The following is a 20,252-nucleotide window of genomic DNA, read 5'->3' on the forward strand; positions in this document are numbered from 1 at the left end:
TGCACGCCTCTGAAGACAGGGCTACTGCGGTGCTGCAGTGATCAGCAAAGCCGATTCACTGAGGTATTGCAAGCTGTTTCAGGTGAGGGGGTGGAGCCTGTTCACGCTGTGCGGTGGTCAGAGCAGCAGGCTGCTGTCGACAGGGTGGAATGCACTGGCGGCGTTGATCAGGCTGCTGGCCGTCAGGCGTGGTACGCCATAGACTTCGGCTTCAATACCGTACTTGTCGCGCACCTTGTGCAGCAACAGATCAAAATCCCCATCACCGGACAGCAGCACAATGCGCTCCACCGTGGCCGCGGTTTCCAGCACATCAATGGTGATGCCGACATCCCAGTCACCCTTGGCTGAGCCATCGCTGCGCTGGATATAGGGTTTGAGTTTGACCTCGAAGCCGATGTGCCTCAGGGCATCCTGAAATTTCAGCTGCTGTTCATCACCGCGATGAATGGCATAAGCGCAGGCGGTAACAATCTGCCCGCTCATGCTGAGCTGTTGCCACAGGGCGCGATAATTGAACGACCGGCCGTAGGCCTGCTTGCAGGTGTAGTAGATATTCTGTACGTCGGCAAAAACGGCAATACGCATAAGGGGTTACCTGCCTGACGGCACCGTAAGGAGTAGGGGGCACAGGATGGGCAAGACTATAGCACAGGGGTGTGGTGTGATTGGCGCGAAAGGGCGGCCCGGCCACGACCGATTTCTGGTAAAGTAGCCCGTTCTTTCGGGCGGCATGCGCGCCTGCCGCTGCCCATGACTCAGGTTGGTAATGTGACAAAAAACGATATTCTGCGCCGTATCCGCTATGTGTTTGATTTCAGCGATGATCAGATGATCGGGCTGTTTGCTGCGGCTGATGTGACGGTGACCCGTGCTCAGGTCAGCAACTGGCTGAAGAAGGATGACGTGGCGGATTTCGAGAAGATCCCTGACGTATTACTGGCCACCTTCCTCAACGGCCTGATCAACCAGCGTCGTGGCCGTCGTGAAGGCGCTCAGCCTGAGCCGGAAAAGCGTTTGAACCACAACATCGTGCTGCGCAAGCTGCGTATTGCACTGGATTTCAAGGAAGAGGACATGCTCGCGGTGCTGGCTCTGGCCGACTTCCGCATGGGTAAGCATGAGCTGAGCGCGCTGTTCCGTGCGCCTACTCACAAGCACTATCGCGAATGCCAGGATCAGGTATTGCGTAACTTCCTCAACGGCCTGCAGATCAAGTTCCGCGGCGCCCAGCAGGCAGACTGATCACGGTTAATGGCAGGCGGTGGCCATCACCGCCTGCGTTCACACCCGCAGGCTTAGCAGCCTGCACAACACTTCACTCCAGCCACAGACGATACCAGCCATTGTGCTGATGCAGCTCTACCGGCAATCCGTACATCTCACTGAGAATGGCACTGGTCAGCACTTCCTGCTTGGGGCCATCCGCCAGCACCCGCCCCTTTTGAATCAGAATCACCCGGTTGATCTCGGGGATGATTTCATCAATGTGATGGGTCGTCAGTAACAGGCTGTGCTGGGGCGTGCAGTAGTCGCGCATCAGTTTCAGCAGCCCGGCTGCCGCACCGATATCCAGCCCGTTGGACGGCTCATCGAAAATCAGCAGATCCGGGTTATGAATCAGGGCACGGCCAACCAGCAGCCGTCGCTTCTGGCCGGTCGACAGGCGCTGGAACATGGTGTCGTGATAATCGGCCATGCCCAGTCTGGCCAGGGTCTGCTCAGCAATCTGATGCTGTTCCGCGGTGGCCTGCAGATGGTCATGCTGGCCAATGGCACCGAGAAAGCCGGACAGAATGACCTCAAAGGCCGTGGTGTAGGGGGTGTAATCGTCCTGCAGGTCCTGCGACACCATACCGATATGCTGGCGCAGTTCTACCAGACTGAAACGCTGGCGGCCAAACAGACTGATATGGCTGTCGTCTTTCACCACTGGATAGATTTCCCGGGTGATCAGCTTCAGGAAGGTACTTTTCCCCGCGCCGTTAGGGCCAAGAATGGCGACCTTTTCACCGGCTTCAATGGTGATGTTGAGGTTGTCGAAAACCTTGTTGTCCCGCTGGAAGGCGGTGACGTTCTTCATTTCGATCATGCGGTTGCCTGCTAAGGGTGGGAAGGTGCTCAGAACGTTTTCACGATCTGCTGCGCGTCGGCCAGACAGGGTTGAAAAGAAGCCGATCAGACATTGGGGTTATCGCCTTCAATCCATGAATAGACTTCAAAGTCTTCACTGCGATTCTTCCATTGCATTTGCCGCCAGAAACCGTGGCCGTCCTGATTGTCTTTCAGCACGAATAAATGGCTTTTCAGTATGCCCTCTGCAGCCAGCGCGTCGACACAGGCTCTGGCCAGCTGACGGCCAAGGCCGCTGCCACGGGCGGATGTTGCCACCACCAGATGCTGCAGGTAGCCACGCTTGCCGTCATGGCCCGCCATGCAGCAGCCGGTGATGCGGCCCTGTTCTTCGGCCACAAAGCTCAAACCGGGATTGCGCTGCAGATAGCGGTCGATGTTTTCCCGCGAGTCGGCATCGCGCACGCTGATACCGGGCGTGGTAGTGAAGAGGGTGATGAGGTCGTCGTAATCCGCCAGAGTCATGGGGCGAATCATGGTAGGCATCCTTGTAGCTGGAAAGCGTTAGCGCTTTGTCGTTGGAAAGTGTTAGCGCTGGAAAATAATGCGAAGGCACAGAGTAGAGCCATGCCCCAAGTGCCGCAAGACAAAGCGCGGTACTGGTGTCACGTCAGCGGGCGACAGACTGTTGTGTGATGTACTGGCGGGGGAACCCTGACTGTTTTCTGCACACCCAACAGGGTAACGAAAACGTTATCGGGGCAGCGGGACCGGACGGGTCCCGCTGCACGGTGGTCGGCAGATGATGAAAGGAGAAAGCCATGCGCGTCGGGAGTGGCAGTGTTCAGGTACAGATCACATTGACGGACGGGCCTCAGCAGCAGGCCAGTCTTACACCGCCGTTGCAGGCTCGGGGGCAGGGCGTCAGCTTTGGCACGGGTAAAGGGGCTACGACAGTAACCTCTTCATCGACCCCTTCATCGATGGCCGCAGGCTGCAGCCAGCCGACCCTGCCCGACAGCGATCTGACGGCATCGTCGCTGCTCAGCGCCATTGCTGCACTGTTCAATGGTCACACCGGCAGCCCCCAGACGGTCAATCAGCAAAACCCGGTCGGCCCTCAACCGGGCGTGACGGACCCCGCTGCTCCGGCTACCACCAGCACAACCTCTACCACCAGTACGACCGCTGCCACCGCCACGCCTGCTCCCCCCTTCGTTGACAGCAAGACCGATCCCGCGGTACTCGCCAGTATCGACAACTCCCGTTTCAGCAGCCCTGAGCAGCTGAAAAAGTGGGACAGCATGGTCAGTCATCTGCCGCCCGAGCAGCGTGAAGCAGCCGCAAAGGAATTGAATCGGCCCTATGCCGCTGCACGTATGGCGGCAGGCAAAGGCAAGGAGGCGGAAGAAGGGATGGCTTATCTGATGGCCAACCCGGCACTGGCGACAGCCATTGATACCGGCGGCAAGGACGGTAAAGCCGACGGCAAAATCACCAAAAAAGATCTGAAGTCGTTTGCCAGCATTATGGACAAGCAGCTCAAGGGCGCCAATGAAATGTTGCAGGACTACACGAAGGATCATCCTGATGCTGATCCTCAGAGCCTGAGCATGGTGCGTTCCGCGGCAATGATGTATGCCAACGACGCGGTGCTGCGTGGTGCCGCTGACTACAAGAAGGTCGGCGCGAACAATCAGCAGGATACCCATTACAGCGCCCCGGCGGATTTTGAGGCGCTGGCCAATCCGGCCAATAACCCTGACCTCTCACCGCAGCTGGCGGAGGCTGCCAAACTGTGGTCCAACCCCGGCATGTTCAGCATTCTCGAAGATGCCGGGCTGAAAGGTAAGGATGTGGCGCGGCATGGCGGTGACGGGCTGGTCGCGAAAGGGGACTTCAAGGCCTTTGTGGAAAAGCTGGCACCGAAGAACGGGGCGGAGTTTTCCGATTTTATAGCTTACGCCGCCATGCTCAATGCCGCTGCCAAGGTGGATATCAGCAAGCTGGATGGCGATCTCTTCGAGCACCCTGCACAGTACAGCGGCGCTGCCAAGGCGGCGGTGCTGATGAAGTTGCAGAAAACGCAGCAATACGTGGTCGCGGGGCGGGATATCCGCAATACCGAGCAGACCGAAAAAGATATGCAGGCGAAGATCGATCAGCTGCAGAACGATGCCGATGTGCAGCGCTTCATGGAGACGCAGGTCAAGGCCAACAAGCAGGAAATCATCAACTCTTCACCCGAGCTGGCACGTAACGTTGGCCAGTATATACAGAGCGATGTGCTGACCGGTAACTCGCTGCGCAAGAGTCTGGATCAGCTGGGCGCTAATCCCTCGGCAGGCCAGGTCAGTAATGCGCTGGAGGACTTCCGTGGTGAGGTCCAGCAGTATCAGGATCTGACCGGGCGTGCCGTGGATGTCGCTGATATTGTTGCTTCACGGCCAGATCTGGCCAGCCGTCTGCGTCAGGCCGACAAGAGCGTGATGGACGGCAGTGCACTGACCGATCTGTTGCAGCAGAAGGGCGCCTCTACCGAGGGCGCGCTGGACAGTTACTGGAGCAGTGTGGCCTTTATTGATGATGCGTTGTCCAAAGCCCCCGGCGGTGGCGGACGCATGCCCAGTGCGGAAACGGTGACCAATGCCTTGCGCAGTGCTGGTGTGGATACCTCCAGGCTGTCTGCCATCAAGGATGCCACGCTGCAGGCCCTGCTGAAAAAAGGCGATAACCCCATGCTGGACCTGCTCGATCATTCCCGCGCAGGAGGCAACCGGCTGCTCAATGAAGTGAAAGAGAAGGCCATCAAGACAGCCGCCAAGCAGGCAGCCAAACAGGGCGCCAAGTTTGCTACTCAGCTGGTGGCCAATATTGCCGGGCGTGCCATCGGGCAGGCCGCCGGGATGGCGGTGGCTTCAACGATCAGTGCCGCTGCCGGGCCTATTGGTTGGGCAGCGGGGGCCGCCGTCAGCCTTGGCTTTGGTATTGCCGAGCTGGTCGACTTCTTCAAGAGCAAAGCGAAGAAGCGCCGCGAGCGGCGGGATTTTGACCGCACCGTGTCGCCCACGCTGGATCAGTTTGGCATCGCCAAACCCAAGTAAGGGCCATTCATTGTGAACAAGCTAGTTGTGCTGTGTCGGCTGTGCACGCTGTAAAAGCCTGTGCGGTTATGAACACGTCCTCCCATGCAATAAGCCCGGACATCCGGGCTTATTGTGGTCATATGACGGCAAACGCTGTTACTGGGTAATCCACTTGGCTTCCAGTTTGGCGAACTCGCCTTTGTCCTGCATCTTGAATACCCACAGATCGACCCAGTTATCAAAGGCAAAATCATCGCGGGGCATCATGTAACCAAAGTCATCCTTGGTGTAGGTGTTGGTCGGATCGACCGCGTACAGCTCAGGATGATGACGGGCAGAGATGATGGCTTCGACGTTATCGGTAAACATCACGTCGGCGTGGTTGGCGATCAGCTCACCGGGGATGTCCAGGTTCTTGGGAACGGTGATGATCTGTGCCTGCTTGATGTTGGCCTGCACAAACTTCTCGTTGGTACCACCGGGGTTCACGGCAATCCGTACGCCGGGCTGATCGATGTCAGCCAGTGACTTGAAGCGGTCTTTGTCAGCCAGACGAATAAGGGGGGATTTGCCGGTTTTGATATAGGGCAGGCTGAGGTTGACCTTCTTCTGGCGAGTCAGGTTACGGGTAATACCGCCCATGGCGATGTCGTATTTGTCACTGGTGATACCGTCCACCAGTTCCTTCCAGGTGGTAGCCACAAAGCGCACTTCCACTCCAAGGTCCTCACCCAGTTTCATCGCAGCATCGATGTCATAGCCTTCGTATTTGCCGGTCTCGGGGTTGAGGTAGGTGAAGGGTTTGAAGTCACCGGTGGTACCCACCAGGATGTAGCCGCGCTCAATGATGGTATCCAGACGCGAATCGGCAGCCTGAGTTTGCAGGGCAGTCAGGGCCAGCAGGGCAAACAGGGCATAGCTGAAGAAATGTTGCAGTCGTTTCATACGTTAAGGTCTCACAGGTTGGAGAGGTAAGAACTGTTCACGTTCTGCTGCACGTCGGCCATAGGGCGTGGTCTTCGGAAAGCGTATTCAGGATGACTGAACTCCGCTTCCTCAGCGCCTTTCGCCTTGTCGGGTTCTGGCGTGCGAGATCGTGAATAGGTTCTGAGAGTACGTCCAGGCTCACAGGTGGCATTCATCCGGGGGCGCATTGGCCAGTTGCTCTGGCTCTGGTTTGCGCCGGGTCTGTGTCCTGGTAGGGATAGTTATTCAATTAACGCGCCATTCTGCCATCAGGATGTGGTTATCTTTTGTCTTTATCGAGCATGATTGAAAGATGTTTTCTTATTTTTAAATTTTTAGTTAAAAAGTTTTCTTCTCAGACGAGATAGATTGTTCAACATGGCAGTCGTTTTCGGAAAGATAATTTCTTTTGCACAAAACCCTGATGACGTCAGGACGGCCGCTTAATGCGACCCTGAAGCAACGGTGCTGTGAGTAATGGGTGTGCATCAGCTGGTGAGAAGGTAACAAGGTGGGGCAAAGGAAACACCATACGCAGGGCTGAGGTGCAGGTAGCAACCATGGGCAGGGCGAGGATTCGGTGGCCAATCAGAGCGGAAGGGAATGCAGCAGCGCGAGGCACTGGACAGTGCGCGGGGGAACCCGGACGTTCCCTGTCCGGGCAAAGCTTCTCAGTGTTCAGTCAACTGCCAGCAATCAGGCCGTTTCAGTCACACCCTGAGCTTTGGCTTCACGAGTGAAGCTGTAGTGCATGTGCTCTTCCTTCAGCCCTTTCAGCAAACCAAACATCATGATGATCATGACGAAGGAGAACGGGAAGGAAGCGGTGATAGCCGAGGTCTGAATGGCTGACAGACCGCCACTCAGCAGCAGCACGGCTGCCGCACCGCCCATCAGTGCACCCCAGATAACGCGCTGGGAAGTGGGTGGGTTTTCATGACCATCGGCCAGAATGGTGGTCACGACCAGGGTGCCTGAGTCAGCAGAGGTGATGAAGTAGGTGGCGATCAGAATGGTGGACACCACGGCTGCCAGAGAGCCGATAACGCCGCCATCGACCTGCGCAATAGTGGCGTACAGTGCGGAAGCTACGTCTTTGTTCACCGCATCAATGATGCCTGCCTGACCTACCGCAGCCACAGTTTCACCTGCGGCGTTGACCACAGTGTGGAACAGTTCCAGATAGATTGCTGTGCCGCCAAACAGGGTCAGCCACAGAGTGCCCAGCAGGGTGGGGACCAGCAGTACGCCGATAACGAATTCACGGACGGTGCGGCCACGAGAGATACGAGCGATAAACATCCCTACGAAAGGCGCCCATGAGACCCACCATGCCCAGTAGAACACGGTCCAGCTGTTCTGCCAGGTGCTGTTGCTGAAGGAGTCGGTCCAGAACGACAGCGGGATCACGTTGGCCAGATAGTCACTGCTGGCTTGCAGCCAGGTGGACAGCAGGAAGCGGGTCGGGCCCCAGATGATCAGGAACGCCATGACCACAACGGTCAGCCACATGTTGAACACCGACAGCCACTTCACGCCACGGCCCACGCCGGAAACTACCGACAGGATGGCAATGGCAGAAATAACGACGATCAGGATCAGCTTGTTGGTCAGGTTCACTTCAATGCCAAGAATGTGGTTCAGACCGGCATTCATCTGCGTGACGCCAAGGCCCAGTGACGTGGCAACCCCGAACACCGTGGCAAATACCGCCAGTACGTCAACCGCGTGACCCCAGAAACCATTGGTCTGTTTGCCCAGAATGGGCGACAGGCAGGAACGGATGGTCAGCGGCATATTGCGACGGAAACCGAAGAAAGCCAGTGCCAGACCGGTCAGGCAGTAGATCGCCCAGGGGTGCAGACCCCAGTGGAAGAAAGTGATACGCAGCGCAGTGGTGGCTGCTTCTGGCGTCATGCCGGTGGTGATGAACGGGTTGCTCTGGAAGTGGTAGATCGGCTCGGCGATAGACCAGAACACCAGACCGATCCCCATCCCTGCCGAGAACAGCATAGAAAACCAGGTGGCGTAGGAGTATTCGGGCTTCTCATGATCCTGACCCAGGCGGATATGCCCATAGCGGCTGATGGCCAGCCATACGCAGTAGAACAGACAGGCGCCAACCAGGGCGATGAAGTACCACTTGAAGTTCTGCAGGATCCAGCCTGACAAAGCGCCAGCGGCAGACGACGTTTGTTCTGGCCAGATCACGCCCAGCAGAACAAACAAAGCCACAACAAGGGTGGAGAACAGGGTAACGGAGCGATTCATGGCTCCAGGTGGTGCTGCAATGCTCATGGGTTTTCTCTTCCGCTATATAAGTATCGTTATAAGTGTGCCAATGACGCAGAGCCTGAAGACGACGCTATCTGTAGCCACTGCGTTGTCGGCGCGGTGGCACGGATAATTAAAACCGGCTTCATGCTCTCTGAACGTATGCACGTACTGCAGTGCTTCACCCTGTCGGGATTTTCGTGCAGCACCGTGAATACCTTCTCAGGCTGTTGTGTCGACAGCCCTTTGAACCTGTGGTGCAGGGGTCATTGGCCTTGCTGCGGTCGGGTGATGGCGTTCCCCGAATTGCCTTGCAGGCCAGTTGTCGGCTGACCTCAGCGCAGTATCACGATCTGTTGTCCATGGACCTATGGCATTGGTCCCGGCTGATGGGAAAGTGAACAGCGCATGGCAGTGCGCAGACCGCTGTCAGAGTGCCTTATCAGTCACTTTGAACAGGCAGTTCACGTTCTGCTAATGCCCGGCAAAGACCACAGCAGTCTGATTAGATACCGTGAAGTTCATCAGCATCGGCTATCAAAAACGACATCAAATTAGCTGGGACAGTCAGCCATGCTGAAACCGACATTTGCCCTTGGGTAAATGTCGGTATGAGGAAAATCAGAAATAAAACTTCACCTGAAAAATTGCGGCGTCAGAGGCAAAGCGTCGGGGCAGGATGCGACCTGTACCCAGCTAAAGGCGACCTTGCCGCCGCCAGCATGAGGCGAAAACCTTGCGTCGCAGGGGGATCGTGCATAGATTCAAAATCATTCGATTTAATGTCGGGTGCAGCCCCCGACCGCCTAATCTGATGAACAGGAGTACAGGCCAATGATGATCGCAGACTTGATTGACCAGGATGACTTCCGCTCCTTGCTAAAAGGGCTGGGCATTCCCGTCGGCACCCATTCTGATGTCATGAGCTGTTGCCAGCAGGCACTGGAATGGCAGCAGCGCAGCGGAGGCTCCAGCCTGAAGGCACTGGTCAAAACCCTGCTGGACAAGCGCGATTCGCTGCATCCCGAAGTATGTCAGGCCGTTGAGCGTATTCTGGTGCCGGGGTTGGGCGGGGTGTAACTGACAGCGGGTAACACGGATGAATACCAAACGGACGCGCAGGCGTCCGTATTTATTTTTTTGTATTGGTTAATATAGTTCTTTCGTAATACCAGTTACAGTTTCCATATTTTCTGAGACAGTATAGTGCTTCGTGCGCAGCTTCAGATTCCCTGTAGAAAAAAACTAGTCTTCTCATCAGAGTCGGACTGATATTTCTTTTTAAAGGGATATTATTCCCTATATTGGTGCTTTTTATATACTCTGCTATTTCTTGCCAAGAATATTTTTTTGCGTATTTGTTTGATATGATTTCTATTATTCTTGTGATTGATAGATTGCTTGAGTCAATTGAATCTTGATTTGTGGCAACCCATCCATAGACAACTTGTCCGCTTGGTGTAAGTAAGGTTTGACTATTTACTTTGCAGTAGTTTAAATACTTGTGAATGCTTTCTTCTGTAGTTTTTTTAAAAAGCTTTAGTGTTATTTTTCTCAGCTTCTCAATTCTATGTATTATTTCTTGATTTTTTTTCGAGAAATTAAGGGGTAGTGCTTTAGCTCTGTCAAAGTAGTCAATATGTAACCAGACATGACGCTTGCTATGTGGAAGGTTCTGTAGTTGCTCATACACATTTCTTTCTTTCTCCTCTAGCCATTTTTTGTATATCCACTTTCTTTGGGGAGTGTTTAGTTCTCTGATTCTCTCAGCGTTAATTGATCTTATTCTATTTTTTCTTTCTGATAGTTCTTTTTGAATTAGGCTTTCTATTAATGTTGTTTCTATGTTGTTGTCTTTAATATATTGTTTAATTGGCCTTAAGCTTTCTATTGATCTGTATTCTGACCCATATTTTTCGTTGGTTTTATATGTTTTTGTAATCTTGAGAAGTTGACTCTCAATATCCTTTTCAATATATATGCTTTTTTTGTAATTGATTGCGCTTTTTGTGAATAGGCTAATGTCTTTAATTCTTAATAATAGTCGTGTAGTTCTGCCTATTTTTATAAATGAGCACTCATTGTTACTTAGAAACAAAATATATGTTGCGACCGTCATCACTTCATCTCTAGATGTTTTTTGAAATATAGCACCCTGCATCTTAGATAATAAGAACAGGGCGCTATGCAGCGCCCCGTCGTTTTTTCCTGTCTTGATGAGGAATACCTCACGCCAGATCAAAGCGATCCAGATTCATTACCTTGGTCCAGGCGGCAACGAAGTCGTTGACGAACTTGGCTTTGGCATCGGCGGTTGCATAGACCTCGGCCAGTGAGCGCAGGATGGAATTGGAGCCAAACAGCAGGTCGACCCGGCTGCCGGTCCATTTCAGTGCTCCGCTCTTGCGGTCACGCCCTTCAAACGCGGTTTCGTCTTTGGCAGTGGCTTTCCACACCGTGCCCATATCCAGCAGATTGACGAAGAAGTCGTTGCTTAGGGTGCCCGGTGCGGTGGTGAATACACCTTGCTGGTTGCCGCCATGATTGGCGCCCAGCACGCGCAGGCCACCGATCAGCACCGTCATTTCCGGCGCGGTCAGAGTCAGCAGCTGGGCGCGATCCACCAGCAGTTCTTCCGCCGACACCGGGAACGGCATCTGCTGGTAATTGCGGAAGCCATCCGCCAGCGGTTGCAGCGGCGCAAAGGAATCGACATCGGTCAGGTCCTGCGTCGTGTCCATGCGGCCAGCGGCGAAGGGAACCGTCACCGTCATACCGGCATCCTGTGCGGCTTTTTCCACACCGGCACCGCCCGCCAGCACAATCAGATCGGCCAGAGAGATTTTCTTGCCACCGCTGGCGCCTGCATTGAAGTCGTTCTGAATCCCTTCCAGTGTCTGCAGCACCTTGCCCAGCTGAGCTGGCTGATTGACGTCCCAGTCCTTCTGCGGTGCCAGACGGATACGGGCACCATTGGCCCCACCGCGCTTGTCTGAACCACGGAATGTCGAGGCGGACGCCCAGGCGGTGGAGACCAGCTCGGCCACCGTCAGGCCGGAGGCCAGCACTTTGGCCTTGAGGCCAGCGACGTCGGCATCGTCCACCAGTGGGTGATCCACCGGCGGGATCGGGTCTTGCCAGATCAGCTGCTCGGCAGGCACGTCCGGGCCAAGGTAACGTGCCCGCGGGCCCATATCACGATGGGTGAGCTTGAACCAGGCACGGGCGAAGGCATCGGCAAATTGCTCAGGATGTTCGTGGAAACGGCGGGAAATTTTCTCGTAGGCAGGGTCGAAACGCAGTGACAGGTCGGTGGTCAGCATGGTCGGGACACGGCGTTTGCTTGGATCATGGGCATCGGGAATTTCCCCGACACCGGCGCCGCCTTTGGGTTGCCACTGATGGGCACCGGCGGGGCTTTTGGTCAGTTCCCAGTCGTAGCCAAACAGGTTCTGGAAGAAGTAGTTGCTCCATTGCGTCGGTGTTTGCGTCCAGATGACTTCCAGCCCGCTACCGATGGCATCTCCGCCCATGCCGCTGCCGTACTGGCTGCGCCAGCCAAGACCCTGTTCTGCCATGGTGGCCGCTTCCGGCTCAGGGCCGACCAGAGCGGCATCGCCTGCGCCATGGGTTTTGCCGAAGGTATGGCCACCGGCAATCAGGGCGACGGTTTCTTCATCATCCATGGCCATACGGGCAAAGGTTTCGCGTATGTCGATGGCGGCCTTGAGCGGGTCGGGGTTGCCATTGGGGCCTTCCGGGTTGACGTAAATCAGCCCCATCTGCACCGCCGCCAGCGGGTTTTCCAGATCCCGTTCGCCGCTGTAGCGTTTGTCATCCAGCCAGGTGGTTTCAGACCCCCAGTAGATATCCTTTTCGGGCTCCCAGACATCTTCACGGCCGCCGCCAAAGCCAAAGGTTTTGAAGCCCATGGATTCCAGCGCGACGTTACCGGCGAGAATCATCAGGTCGGCCCACGACAGTTTGCGGCCGTACTTCTGCTTGATCGGCCACAGCAGGCGGCGTGCCTTGTCGAGGTTGACGTTATCCGGCCAGCTGTTGAGCGGGGCAAAACGCTGGGTGCCGCTCCCTGCACCGCCGCGGCCATCACCAATACGGTAGGTACCGGCACTGTGCCAGGCCATGCGGATAAACAGCGGACCATAGTGGCCGAAGTCGGCAGGCCACCAGTCCTGAGAATCGGTCATCAGGGCGTGAAGATCCTGTTTGACGGCATTCAGGTCGAGCGTTTTGAACTCTTCTGCGTAGTTGAAATCCGGCCCCATGGGGTTGGACAGCGAGGATTGCTGATGGAGAACGTCTAGCCGCAATTGATTGGGCCACCAGTCACGGTTCGAAGTACCGCCACCCGCACTGTGGTGAAACGGACATTTATTATCGGACATCGTTATGTACTCCTTTCGTGCTCCGGGCAGAGGACTACCGGCACCTTTAGGTATAGTTCTGTCGATGCTTTTTTGACCAATACACTGAGTGCATCACCCTGATAGCTTTTGACTGTTACCTCGTGCATACGGTGCAGGGGCATTGTGGTCAAAAACCAGTCAGGGTCGCGGTTGTCCTTATTGGTCGGCCGGACGTAAAGCAATGGCGGGCGGCTCTGATCTGTCACTTGCTGGTCGTATAGCCGTCGGTGAGGGTGCCGAGAAAAGCCACCACATCCTTGATCTGCTCGGCATCAAGGGCGGGGCGATCACCGGGATGACGATCCAGCGGCGCATCGCTGACATCAACATTCTTCACGTACTGCCGGGGCAGGTCATCATAGGCGATGGCTTTGCCGTCCGGGCCGGTGGCGTAGAACTGGCTGGGGTGCAGGTCACGATTAACGTACCAGTTCAGCACCTGTTCGAGGGTGTGGAAAACGCCGTTATGGAAGAACACCCGGCGAGTGGCACTGTTACGCAGGCTGGGGGTGAGAAACATGCCGCAGTACTGGGTCTGCTGCTGCAGATCCTGACGGAACGGGCCGCATAAACCCAGATCGTGAAAGGACGGGTCGGCATTGGCCGGAATCGCGGCATTGCGCGGTACGCCCAGCGCTTCGTACTGAAAGTCAGTCAACAGCGGCGGCAGGCCATCCTTGCCGGGTTTGTCCAGATGACAGGCGGCGCAGTTGCCTTGCCGGGGGTCATTGAACGCCAGATAGCCGCGAATCTGTGCGGGCGTCATCCGGGCGTTGCCCTGCAGCCAGGCGTCAAACTGGCTGGTAAAGGGGTGAAAGCTGCTGTCTTCGGTCTGAAAGCGGGCGAGGGCAAACATGGCTTCGGCCACGGTCTGCTGCGGATTGTCGAAGATATGCGCGCCGAACAGCGCACGGAAACGATCGGCATAGCTGGCCTGCTGCAGTGCCCGGGCGACGGTAGCGGGTGACTGGGCGGCCATTTCCACCGGATTGAACAGCGGCCCGCTGGCCTGCTGTTGCAGGGTATCGACCCGCCCATCCCAGAACAGACCGCCCATGGGCACCAGATTGCTGGCGGACAGGGCAGTGCTGTCGGCACTTTTCACCGCGCGGTTACTGGTCGTGGCCTGTTCTGCCTGCTGTTGCAGGGTCATCACCTGATCGTCATCCCCTTCCAGATCCGGGCCGATACTGAACAGTGGCTGGCGATACAGGTAAGCCAGTGAGGGGACGGCACGAAAGCCGCGCTGTTGCATCGCTATGCCGCCTTTGACCACAGCATCGTCACTGGCCGGACCATAGGCATGGGAAGGACTGTGGCAGCTGGCGCACGACAGCTGACCGGAGCCGGACAGACTGGGGTCAAAGAACAGCTGCTGACCCAGCTGCGCCATGGCAGACAGCGGATGCGAAGCGGGTACCGTTAGAGGCTGCGGAAAGGGGTTATAGCCCCGCGCCAGCGCATACGCCTGCCGGGGAGACTGCCACCAGAGCTGCCAGGGCACCGGGCTGGTGGTCACCATCACGGCGGCAAATACCAGAATGATCAGTAATGCCAGCACCGCCGTGAGCAGGTGCTGGCGGCGCCGGAAAAAGCCTGACTGGGCGGTGATGGGCAGCATGACGAAGGTTCCAAATCCCGGATCGTGAACAGGTTCTGACAATTACCAAAGGCCAGCCCCGTAAGGGGCTGGCCGATGTGCTCGGCGTCAGAGGGTAGGTGTGGTGCTGACCGCTTTGTTCATGGCGACCGGCGCGTTGGCGGGGGTGCCGTAGTAAGGGTCAAGGAACAGCGGAGTGCCGTCGGCATTCTTGAAGTCAAACAGATCCATGATGCTGCCTGCGCTGGCGTCGAAGGAACCGCCACCGATACGTTCACTCTTAAGCCAGTTGTCTTCGATAAAGCGCACGATGGAGGCCTGAGAAATGGCGGTGTGGCTGACGAAGTTGTGTTTGGCGTAGGGTGAAATCACCAGGAAGGGGATGCGTGTGCCGGGGCCGCAACGGCCATTGACCGGCTTGCCTTTCAATCCGGCAGGGGCATCACCGCTGCCACAGACACCCGCGCCGTTGAGCTGATCGGCTTCCTTGTCGTAGGAGGCGTGAGTGGTGTCAGCGTAGGCATGGTCATACCAGCCGTCGGAGTCGTCCCAGGCGACGATGACAGCGGTGTTCTTCCAGTCAGCCTGCTGCTGCAGGAAGTTGATGATCTGAGTGGTGAACTGCTGCTCATCCAGCGGATCGGAATAACCGGCATGGCCATCTTCAAAGGCGGGAGCCTTGAGGAAGGACACCGCCGGGTAATTACCCGCCCTGATGGCCTGATAGAAGTCGTTGACATCGTATTCGTGGTTGGCCGGTTCCCTGCTCTTGCCGTCTGCTTTGGTGGAATAGCCGATGGCCGCGACGCTGGATGGATGCGCGTGGCTGGGGTTGGAGGTGGACTGGTAGTACTGGAACCAGGCGTGGTGCGGGATGTAGTCAGTGACGGTGCTGTTGACCACAGTAGAGTAGGTGCTGCGCTGGCAACCCTTGCTGCCGTTGGCGTTGACCTGATCAAGATCGAAGCCACCCATGAAGCTGCCCCAGGAAATATTGCGGGTGTTGAGCAGATCACCAATGTTCTTGCCGGTCATCCAGACCTGATCGGTGGCTTTGGAGCAGACGTCGGTGGCGGGGTCGACATCGTTGATCATGGTGTAGCCGCCCTGACCGTCATCGACATAGTAGGAGTGCTTGGAGCTTTGCACGATCTCCATACCGTCGGTCTGGCCGGAGACCGCTTCCAGCGCACCGGGGGTGGAAGGGCCAAAGGTGTCGGTGTAGGCGTTGTCACTCATGGCAAAGCGCTGGGCGTAATTCCACAGGGAAGTCACGGTGTTGCCATCAAAGTAGCCCATGACCTGACCGCGTGTACCGAAGGCGCCAACGCTGCCGTTACTGCCGCGTCCGGTAAATTTGGGGAAGAGATCGGCCTTGCCCGCATCATAGGCCTGCTGTTCGGCGGTATAGGCGTGGTTCTGGTCAGCGGTGTTGGCCTGCGTGCGGTCCAGACGGAAAGGGTCTGCGGCATCCGCGCCGTTGTCTTTGTTGGTGAGATTGGGGTTGTTCTGCAGCAGATGGGCCGTCTGCAGATTATTCACAGCGGGGGTATTGGCTGCGGCTTTGAACGGGGGTTCCCCTGCCGGATTGGTGGCGTCGGGATAGGTGCCAAAGTAGTGATCGAAGGAAACGTTCTCGTTATAGATCACCACCACATGTTTGATTGGTGTGGCAGTCCTAATGCTGTCGGCAGCAGGGTGGCTGGTGCTGGCGGCAAAGCTGCTGCTGGCCAGTGCGGCTGAGGCAATCGCCAGGGCGATGGCTGTGGGACGGAACATGATCGGCTTCCTCACGGTTCAGGAGGGGGGAGTCATTTGATGGCGGCGGTTTCAGGACCGCTCTGGGTCAAGCGAGGCGATCATGGGAGAGAAAAATGACACTTCGGTGTCTGTTGAGTGTCAGCCGGAGGCATCAGGACGGGATCATTTTTCTTTCCGCAAAGACGGTCAATTGTCGAATGACTGCTGCCAATTTGCTGCGCAGAGTGTGCAGGGCCGGTACTGAATATGCAGAGAAGGTGGCTCTGGAGTGATCGTGCTGTCATCCGGCGGGCGGTTGATCCTGTCGCTGCGGCGCTGCTACACTTCCGCGGTCGAAAAAGGTGGACCGGCGTGGTGAGCCCCGGTCAGCTTGCCTCTTTGAGAGGGAAGTTCAATTCCAGCCCGTTCGGGCCGCGGACCACGACGAAGGCGGACGTGTGTCTGTTTCTCGTGGAGCCGGTCGACAGGGCAGGGCGTTCAGTCCCTGCTTTCGTACCTTACCGCTGATATACGCACGTCCCTTGAATTGCCATTCGGCTTTTTTGAAGGACATATCATGTCATATACCCCTGTTCTTATCGTTGGCGGCAGCCTGGTTGGTCTGTCTGCATCGCTGTTTCTTGCCGCCAGAGGCGTGCCTCATGTACTGGTGGAGAAGCACCCCGGCAGTTCTCCTCATCCCCGTGCTATGGGCTTTACCGAAACCACCATGGAGCACTATCGCACGGTCGGTATTGGCCACCTGATTCCGCAGGTGCCTGCAGAGACCCGCTTGCGTCGGGTGACCGTCGACAGCCTGACCGGCCAGTGGCAGAGCGAGCAAGTGTGGACGCCGGGTGCAGGCAGCCTGCGGGCCGCTGATCTCTCCCCCTGTAGTGGGGCGGCCATTGCGCAGGACAGGCTGGAGCCGATTCTGCGTGAGGCTGCCCTGACGCGCGGAGCGGATCTGCGCCTGAGCACCGAACTGCTGGATTTTGAGCAAAACGGACATGAAGTAGTGGCTTGTCTGCGTAATCGCAACAGTGGTGAAGAGTACAGGCTTGCGGCAAGTTATATGATCGCTGCCGACGGAGCAGACAGCCCGATCCGGCAGGCTCTGGGTATTCGCCGCGAAGGTGTCGGCCATCTGCGTACGCTGCAGAGTGTGCTGTTTCACTGCCCGCAGGCAGACTTCTGGCTGTCACGCGGTGCTCAGCAGTTCAGCATTGTGCAGGAAGGTTTTAGAGCATTTCTGACCACCTACGGCGACAGCCGCTGGGTGCTGATGCTGGATGATGATCAGCCCCGTTCAGACGAGGCGTTACAGCAGGCCATCAGACGTGCCCTCGGGCAGAACATGGCTTTTGACATTCTGGCGACGGGGCGCTGGGAAATGGCCGGGCGTATTGCCACCTGTTACCAGCAGGGCCGGGTCTTTCTCGCCGGTGACGCGGCACATCAGTTACCGCCCACGCGCGGTGGCTTCGGTGCCAATACCGGCATTGATGATGTCTGGAACCTTGCCTGGAAGCTGCAACATGTCCTGCGTGGTCAGGCTAGTCCAGCACTGCTGGAGAGCTATGATGCAGAGCGCCGCCCGATTGGCTGGCTGCGCCACCAGCAGACCTTCTCACGGCCGGATTATCTGCCCTGGGTCGGAGCTGACTTCCAGCCTGCGCCACTGTTGCCTGATGATGCGCTGGAGTTTGGTCAGCGGCTGTGTTCCCGGGCCATCGCCGCTGCAGATGCATCGTTGCCAGCCGCAGCTACACCACAGCAATGGGCCGGGCAGCCCGGCACACGCGCCCCTCATGTGTGGATCAAACGGGGAGGGGAGACATGCTCCAGCCTCGATCTGTTTGGTCAGGACTTTGTGCTGCTCAGTGGTGTTGCTCACTGGCAGACCGTCGCTGAGGAGTTGCAGTTATCTTTCGTGCACACAGAGGATGAGGTGCAGTTCCCGGCTGAACAGCTTTATACCGACATGTTTGGAGTGGCCCGGGACGGGGCTGTGCTGGTTCGCCCGGATGGCATCGTCGCGTGGAGAACGGATTGCCCGGTGCAGCAGGGAGGAGCCAATGAGCTGCGAGCAGCTTTTATCCAGCTGGCAATGCCGGCAGGCGATAGGGAGCCGTTGAGTCAGTGCGCGTCTACAGCGAGCGGGTTGCCCGGCGTGAGCAGTGAAGCGGCGGCCAGTGCAAGGACCGCTAGTTGAAGGGCAAATAGTTGAAGGACAAATAGTTGAAGGGCAGACAATGAAGGAACTGATCGTGAAAGATGCTGCCGTGAACGGCTAAACCGGGAAGATAGCGTGCGCGGCACAGATGCCGCGCACGCTATGGTCAGCCGGGATGGGGATCAGCTTTCCAGATCAACGTTGGTCAGACGGCGATATTTCTCGGGCACTTCCTTGCCCATGTTGTCCAGCACGCGCTCGCAGTACCAGTCGATAAAGTTGATAACACCGAACTCATAGGTCTTGGAGTAGGGGCCGGGTTCGTAAGCTCTGGAGTTGATACCCTGCTGGTTTTCTTCTGCCAGCACGCGGTCCTGATCGTTGGTGGCATCCCATACCTTGCGCAGGTTTTCCGGATCGTAATCGACCCCTTCAACTGCATCCTTGTGTACCAGCCATTTGGTAGTGACCAGCGTTTCCTGTGGGCCCAGTGGCAGCACGCGGAAGGTGATCAGGTGGTCACCCATGCAGTGGTTCCAGGAGTTGGGCAGGTGCAGGATACGCATGGAGCCGAGGTCGGGGTTCTTGATGCGTCCCATCAGCTTGGTGCTGCCTGACTTGCCGTCCATGGTCATGGAGACGGTGCCTTCCGCCAGAGGCATACGCACGATACGGTTACGCAGACCGGCAGAGACGTGGTGGTAGGGGATCTTTTCCTCTTCCCACTCGGCTTCCTTACGGGCTACGTGATCTTTAAAGGCCTGATCGGCACGAGGATCGTTGGTGTCGTCCCATTCCAGCAGGGTACGCAGCAGTTCGGGGTGAGAGCCGTCGCAGTGGTAGCACTCACGATTGTTCTCGATCACCAGCTTCCAGTTGCACTTCTCGACGATATGGGTTTCCACTGCGACCTTGGTGTTTTCCATGTCGTAGGGTTCCAGATATTCATCCAGCGTTGCCAGGAAGGCATCAAAAGCAGGTGGTTCGTCAGCCAGACAGACGAAGATAAAGCCGCCGCCGGTGCGCACGTGGACTTTCTTCAGGGAGAACTTGGCCATGTCGAAGCCATCGCCCATTTCGCTGCCTGCGTACAGCAGCTTGCCGTCCAGTTCATAGGTCCATTTGTGGTAGGGGCAGACCAGTTTGGCTGTCTTGCCGCGATGCTGAGTACAGAGGCGTGAACCACGGTGGCGGCAGACGTTGTAGAAAGCGTCGATTTTACCTTCGGCACCCCGGACGACCATGATGGGGTTGTCACCAATCTGAATGGTGAAATAGTTGCCCTTTTTGGGGATCTCGCTGACGACGCCGGCCATGATCCACTCTTTGTAGAAGACCTCTTCCATGTCGTGTTTGAAATAGGCCGGGCTGTTGTAGAAAGGCTGCGGCAGAGAGAGAAAACGATCACGTGTCTGCAGTTGGTCGGCCATTTCCTCCCGCGAGGAGGTTTGGTCGCACACATTATTCAGCAGCTTCATATCCGGGTTCATTTGGCTTTTCCTCGTCGCCCATGGTATGGGCATCAATGCATCTCTTCACGGTTCCAGACCTGAGCTGCTCCCCTGGCTTTGAGAGCACTGTTCACGAGGAAAGGCTCTGTGGGATTCAACCGGGTAGCGGCCTTGCGACAGGGTTGTTTCCCACTCTTTCTAGGTGGCGTTATGGACGTGCTCTCATTGCAGCGGTCACAGTCTGTTGATCGCATTGTGCGTGAGCGCACTGGGAGTGAGTTAGCTATAAACGACATCGGATTCGATACTTTGCGACCAGCCCCGCCCCCGCCTGCTGTGGAATTGGAGGCGGTGGATAAATTCATGTCGTTATCAGCTAAATGCCCGAGCGAGGGTGCGACCACAATCGGCTCATCAAATGACGGTGACTGACAACCATAGCGACATGCTGGTTCAACC

14 protein-coding genes are annotated in these 20,252 nt (G+C 56.7%); 4 read left to right on the forward strand and 10 right to left on the reverse strand.

Annotated features, from left to right (window positions below; translation table 11 throughout):
- Nucleotides 1–117: 117 nt before the first annotated feature.
- Nucleotides 118–588: a LabA-like NYN domain-containing protein gene (locus tag WH50_RS09185; RefSeq protein WP_110187032.1), complete on the reverse strand. Its 471-nt coding sequence runs from the start codon at nucleotides 586–588 to the stop codon at nucleotides 118–120.
- Nucleotides 589–771: 183 nt separating this feature from the next.
- On the opposite strand from WH50_RS09185, the gene WH50_RS09190 reads away from it, so the two are divergent.
- Entirely contained in the window at nucleotides 772–1,245 is a 474-nt protein-coding gene (locus tag WH50_RS09190; protein ID WP_104152594.1) for a YehS family protein, read from the forward strand.
- A gap of 73 nt (nucleotides 1,246–1,318) precedes the next feature.
- Here the strand turns inward: WH50_RS09190 and WH50_RS09195 are convergent, their stop codons facing one another.
- Both WH50_RS09195 and WH50_RS09200 read right to left on the reverse strand, forming a co-directional pair.
- Nucleotides 1,319–2,092 (reverse strand): ABC transporter ATP-binding protein, encoded by a 774-nt coding sequence (locus WH50_RS09195; RefSeq protein WP_104152561.1) that lies wholly within the window; start codon nucleotides 2,090–2,092, stop codon nucleotides 1,319–1,321.
- Between the two features lie 86 nt (nucleotides 2,093–2,178).
- The gene (locus tag WH50_RS09200; protein ID WP_104152560.1) at nucleotides 2,179–2,610 is read right to left on the reverse strand and encodes a GNAT family N-acetyltransferase; all 432 of its coding nucleotides are present in this window, start codon (nucleotides 2,608–2,610) and stop codon (nucleotides 2,179–2,181) included.
- Between the two features lie 284 nt (nucleotides 2,611–2,894).
- Between WH50_RS09200 and WH50_RS09205 the strand changes: the two genes are divergently transcribed.
- The gene (locus WH50_RS09205) at nucleotides 2,895–5,177 is read left to right on the forward strand and encodes a type III effector HrpK domain-containing protein (protein WP_110187033.1); all 2,283 of its coding nucleotides are present in this window, start codon (nucleotides 2,895–2,897) and stop codon (nucleotides 5,175–5,177) included.
- Nucleotides 5,178–5,315: 138 nt separating this feature from the next.
- Here WH50_RS09205 and WH50_RS09210 read toward each other — a convergent pair whose 3' ends face one another.
- Together WH50_RS09210 and WH50_RS09215 are read right to left on the reverse strand one after the other, a co-directional pair.
- Nucleotides 5,316–6,104 carry a transporter substrate-binding domain-containing protein gene (locus WH50_RS09210; RefSeq protein ID WP_110187034.1) on the reverse strand — a complete coding sequence of 263 codons (789 nt, stop codon included), beginning with the start codon at nucleotides 6,102–6,104 and terminating at the stop codon, nucleotides 5,316–5,318.
- 717 nt (nucleotides 6,105–6,821) lie between these two features.
- Entirely contained in the window at nucleotides 6,822–8,423 is a 1,602-nt protein-coding gene (locus WH50_RS09215) for a BCCT family transporter (protein ID WP_207780238.1), read from the reverse strand.
- Between the two features lie 810 nt (nucleotides 8,424–9,233).
- Here WH50_RS09215 and WH50_RS09220 point away from each other — a divergent pair.
- A complete protein-coding gene (locus WH50_RS09220; protein WP_104152557.1) occupies nucleotides 9,234–9,479 on the forward strand; it encodes a hypothetical protein in 246 nt (81 codons plus the stop codon).
- Between the two features lie 52 nt (nucleotides 9,480–9,531).
- Here the strand turns inward: WH50_RS09220 and WH50_RS09225 are convergent, their stop codons facing one another.
- The 4 genes from WH50_RS09225 to WH50_RS09240 all read right to left on the reverse strand — a co-directional run bounded on the left by WH50_RS09225 (nucleotide 9,532) and on the right by WH50_RS09240 (nucleotide 16,205).
- Entirely contained in the window at nucleotides 9,532–10,518 is a 987-nt protein-coding gene (locus WH50_RS09225; protein ID WP_133251284.1) for a hypothetical protein, read from the reverse strand.
- Nucleotides 10,519–10,627: 109 nt separating this feature from the next.
- Entirely contained in the window at nucleotides 10,628–12,805 is a 2,178-nt protein-coding gene (gene katG / locus WH50_RS09230) for a catalase/peroxidase HPI (RefSeq protein ID WP_110187036.1), read from the reverse strand.
- Between the two features lie 223 nt (nucleotides 12,806–13,028).
- Nucleotides 13,029–14,447: a cytochrome-c peroxidase gene (locus tag WH50_RS09235; protein WP_110187037.1), complete on the reverse strand. Its 1,419-nt coding sequence runs from the start codon at nucleotides 14,445–14,447 to the stop codon at nucleotides 13,029–13,031.
- Nucleotides 14,448–14,534: 87 nt separating this feature from the next.
- Nucleotides 14,535–16,205: a phospholipase C gene (locus WH50_RS09240; RefSeq protein WP_110187038.1), complete on the reverse strand. Its 1,671-nt coding sequence runs from the start codon at nucleotides 16,203–16,205 to the stop codon at nucleotides 14,535–14,537.
- A 538-nt stretch (nucleotides 16,206–16,743) separates the two neighbouring features.
- Between WH50_RS09240 and WH50_RS09245 the strand changes: the two genes are divergently transcribed.
- Nucleotides 16,744–18,381 carry an FAD-dependent monooxygenase gene (locus tag WH50_RS09245; RefSeq protein ID WP_110187039.1) on the forward strand — a complete coding sequence of 546 codons (1,638 nt, stop codon included), beginning with the start codon at nucleotides 16,744–16,746 and terminating at the stop codon, nucleotides 18,379–18,381.
- A gap of 143 nt (nucleotides 18,382–18,524) precedes the next feature.
- On the opposite strand, the gene WH50_RS09250 is transcribed toward WH50_RS09245, so the two are convergent.
- Nucleotides 18,525–19,832, reverse strand: coding sequence for an aromatic ring-hydroxylating oxygenase subunit alpha (locus tag WH50_RS09250; RefSeq protein WP_279305916.1), 1,308 nt, complete (start codon nucleotides 19,830–19,832; stop codon nucleotides 18,525–18,527).
- Nucleotides 19,833–20,252: the final 420 nt, after the last annotated feature.

The organism is Pokkaliibacter plantistimulans, assembly GCF_003194385.1.
Lineage (GTDB): Bacteria > Pseudomonadota > Gammaproteobacteria > Pseudomonadales > Balneatricaceae > Pokkaliibacter > Pokkaliibacter plantistimulans.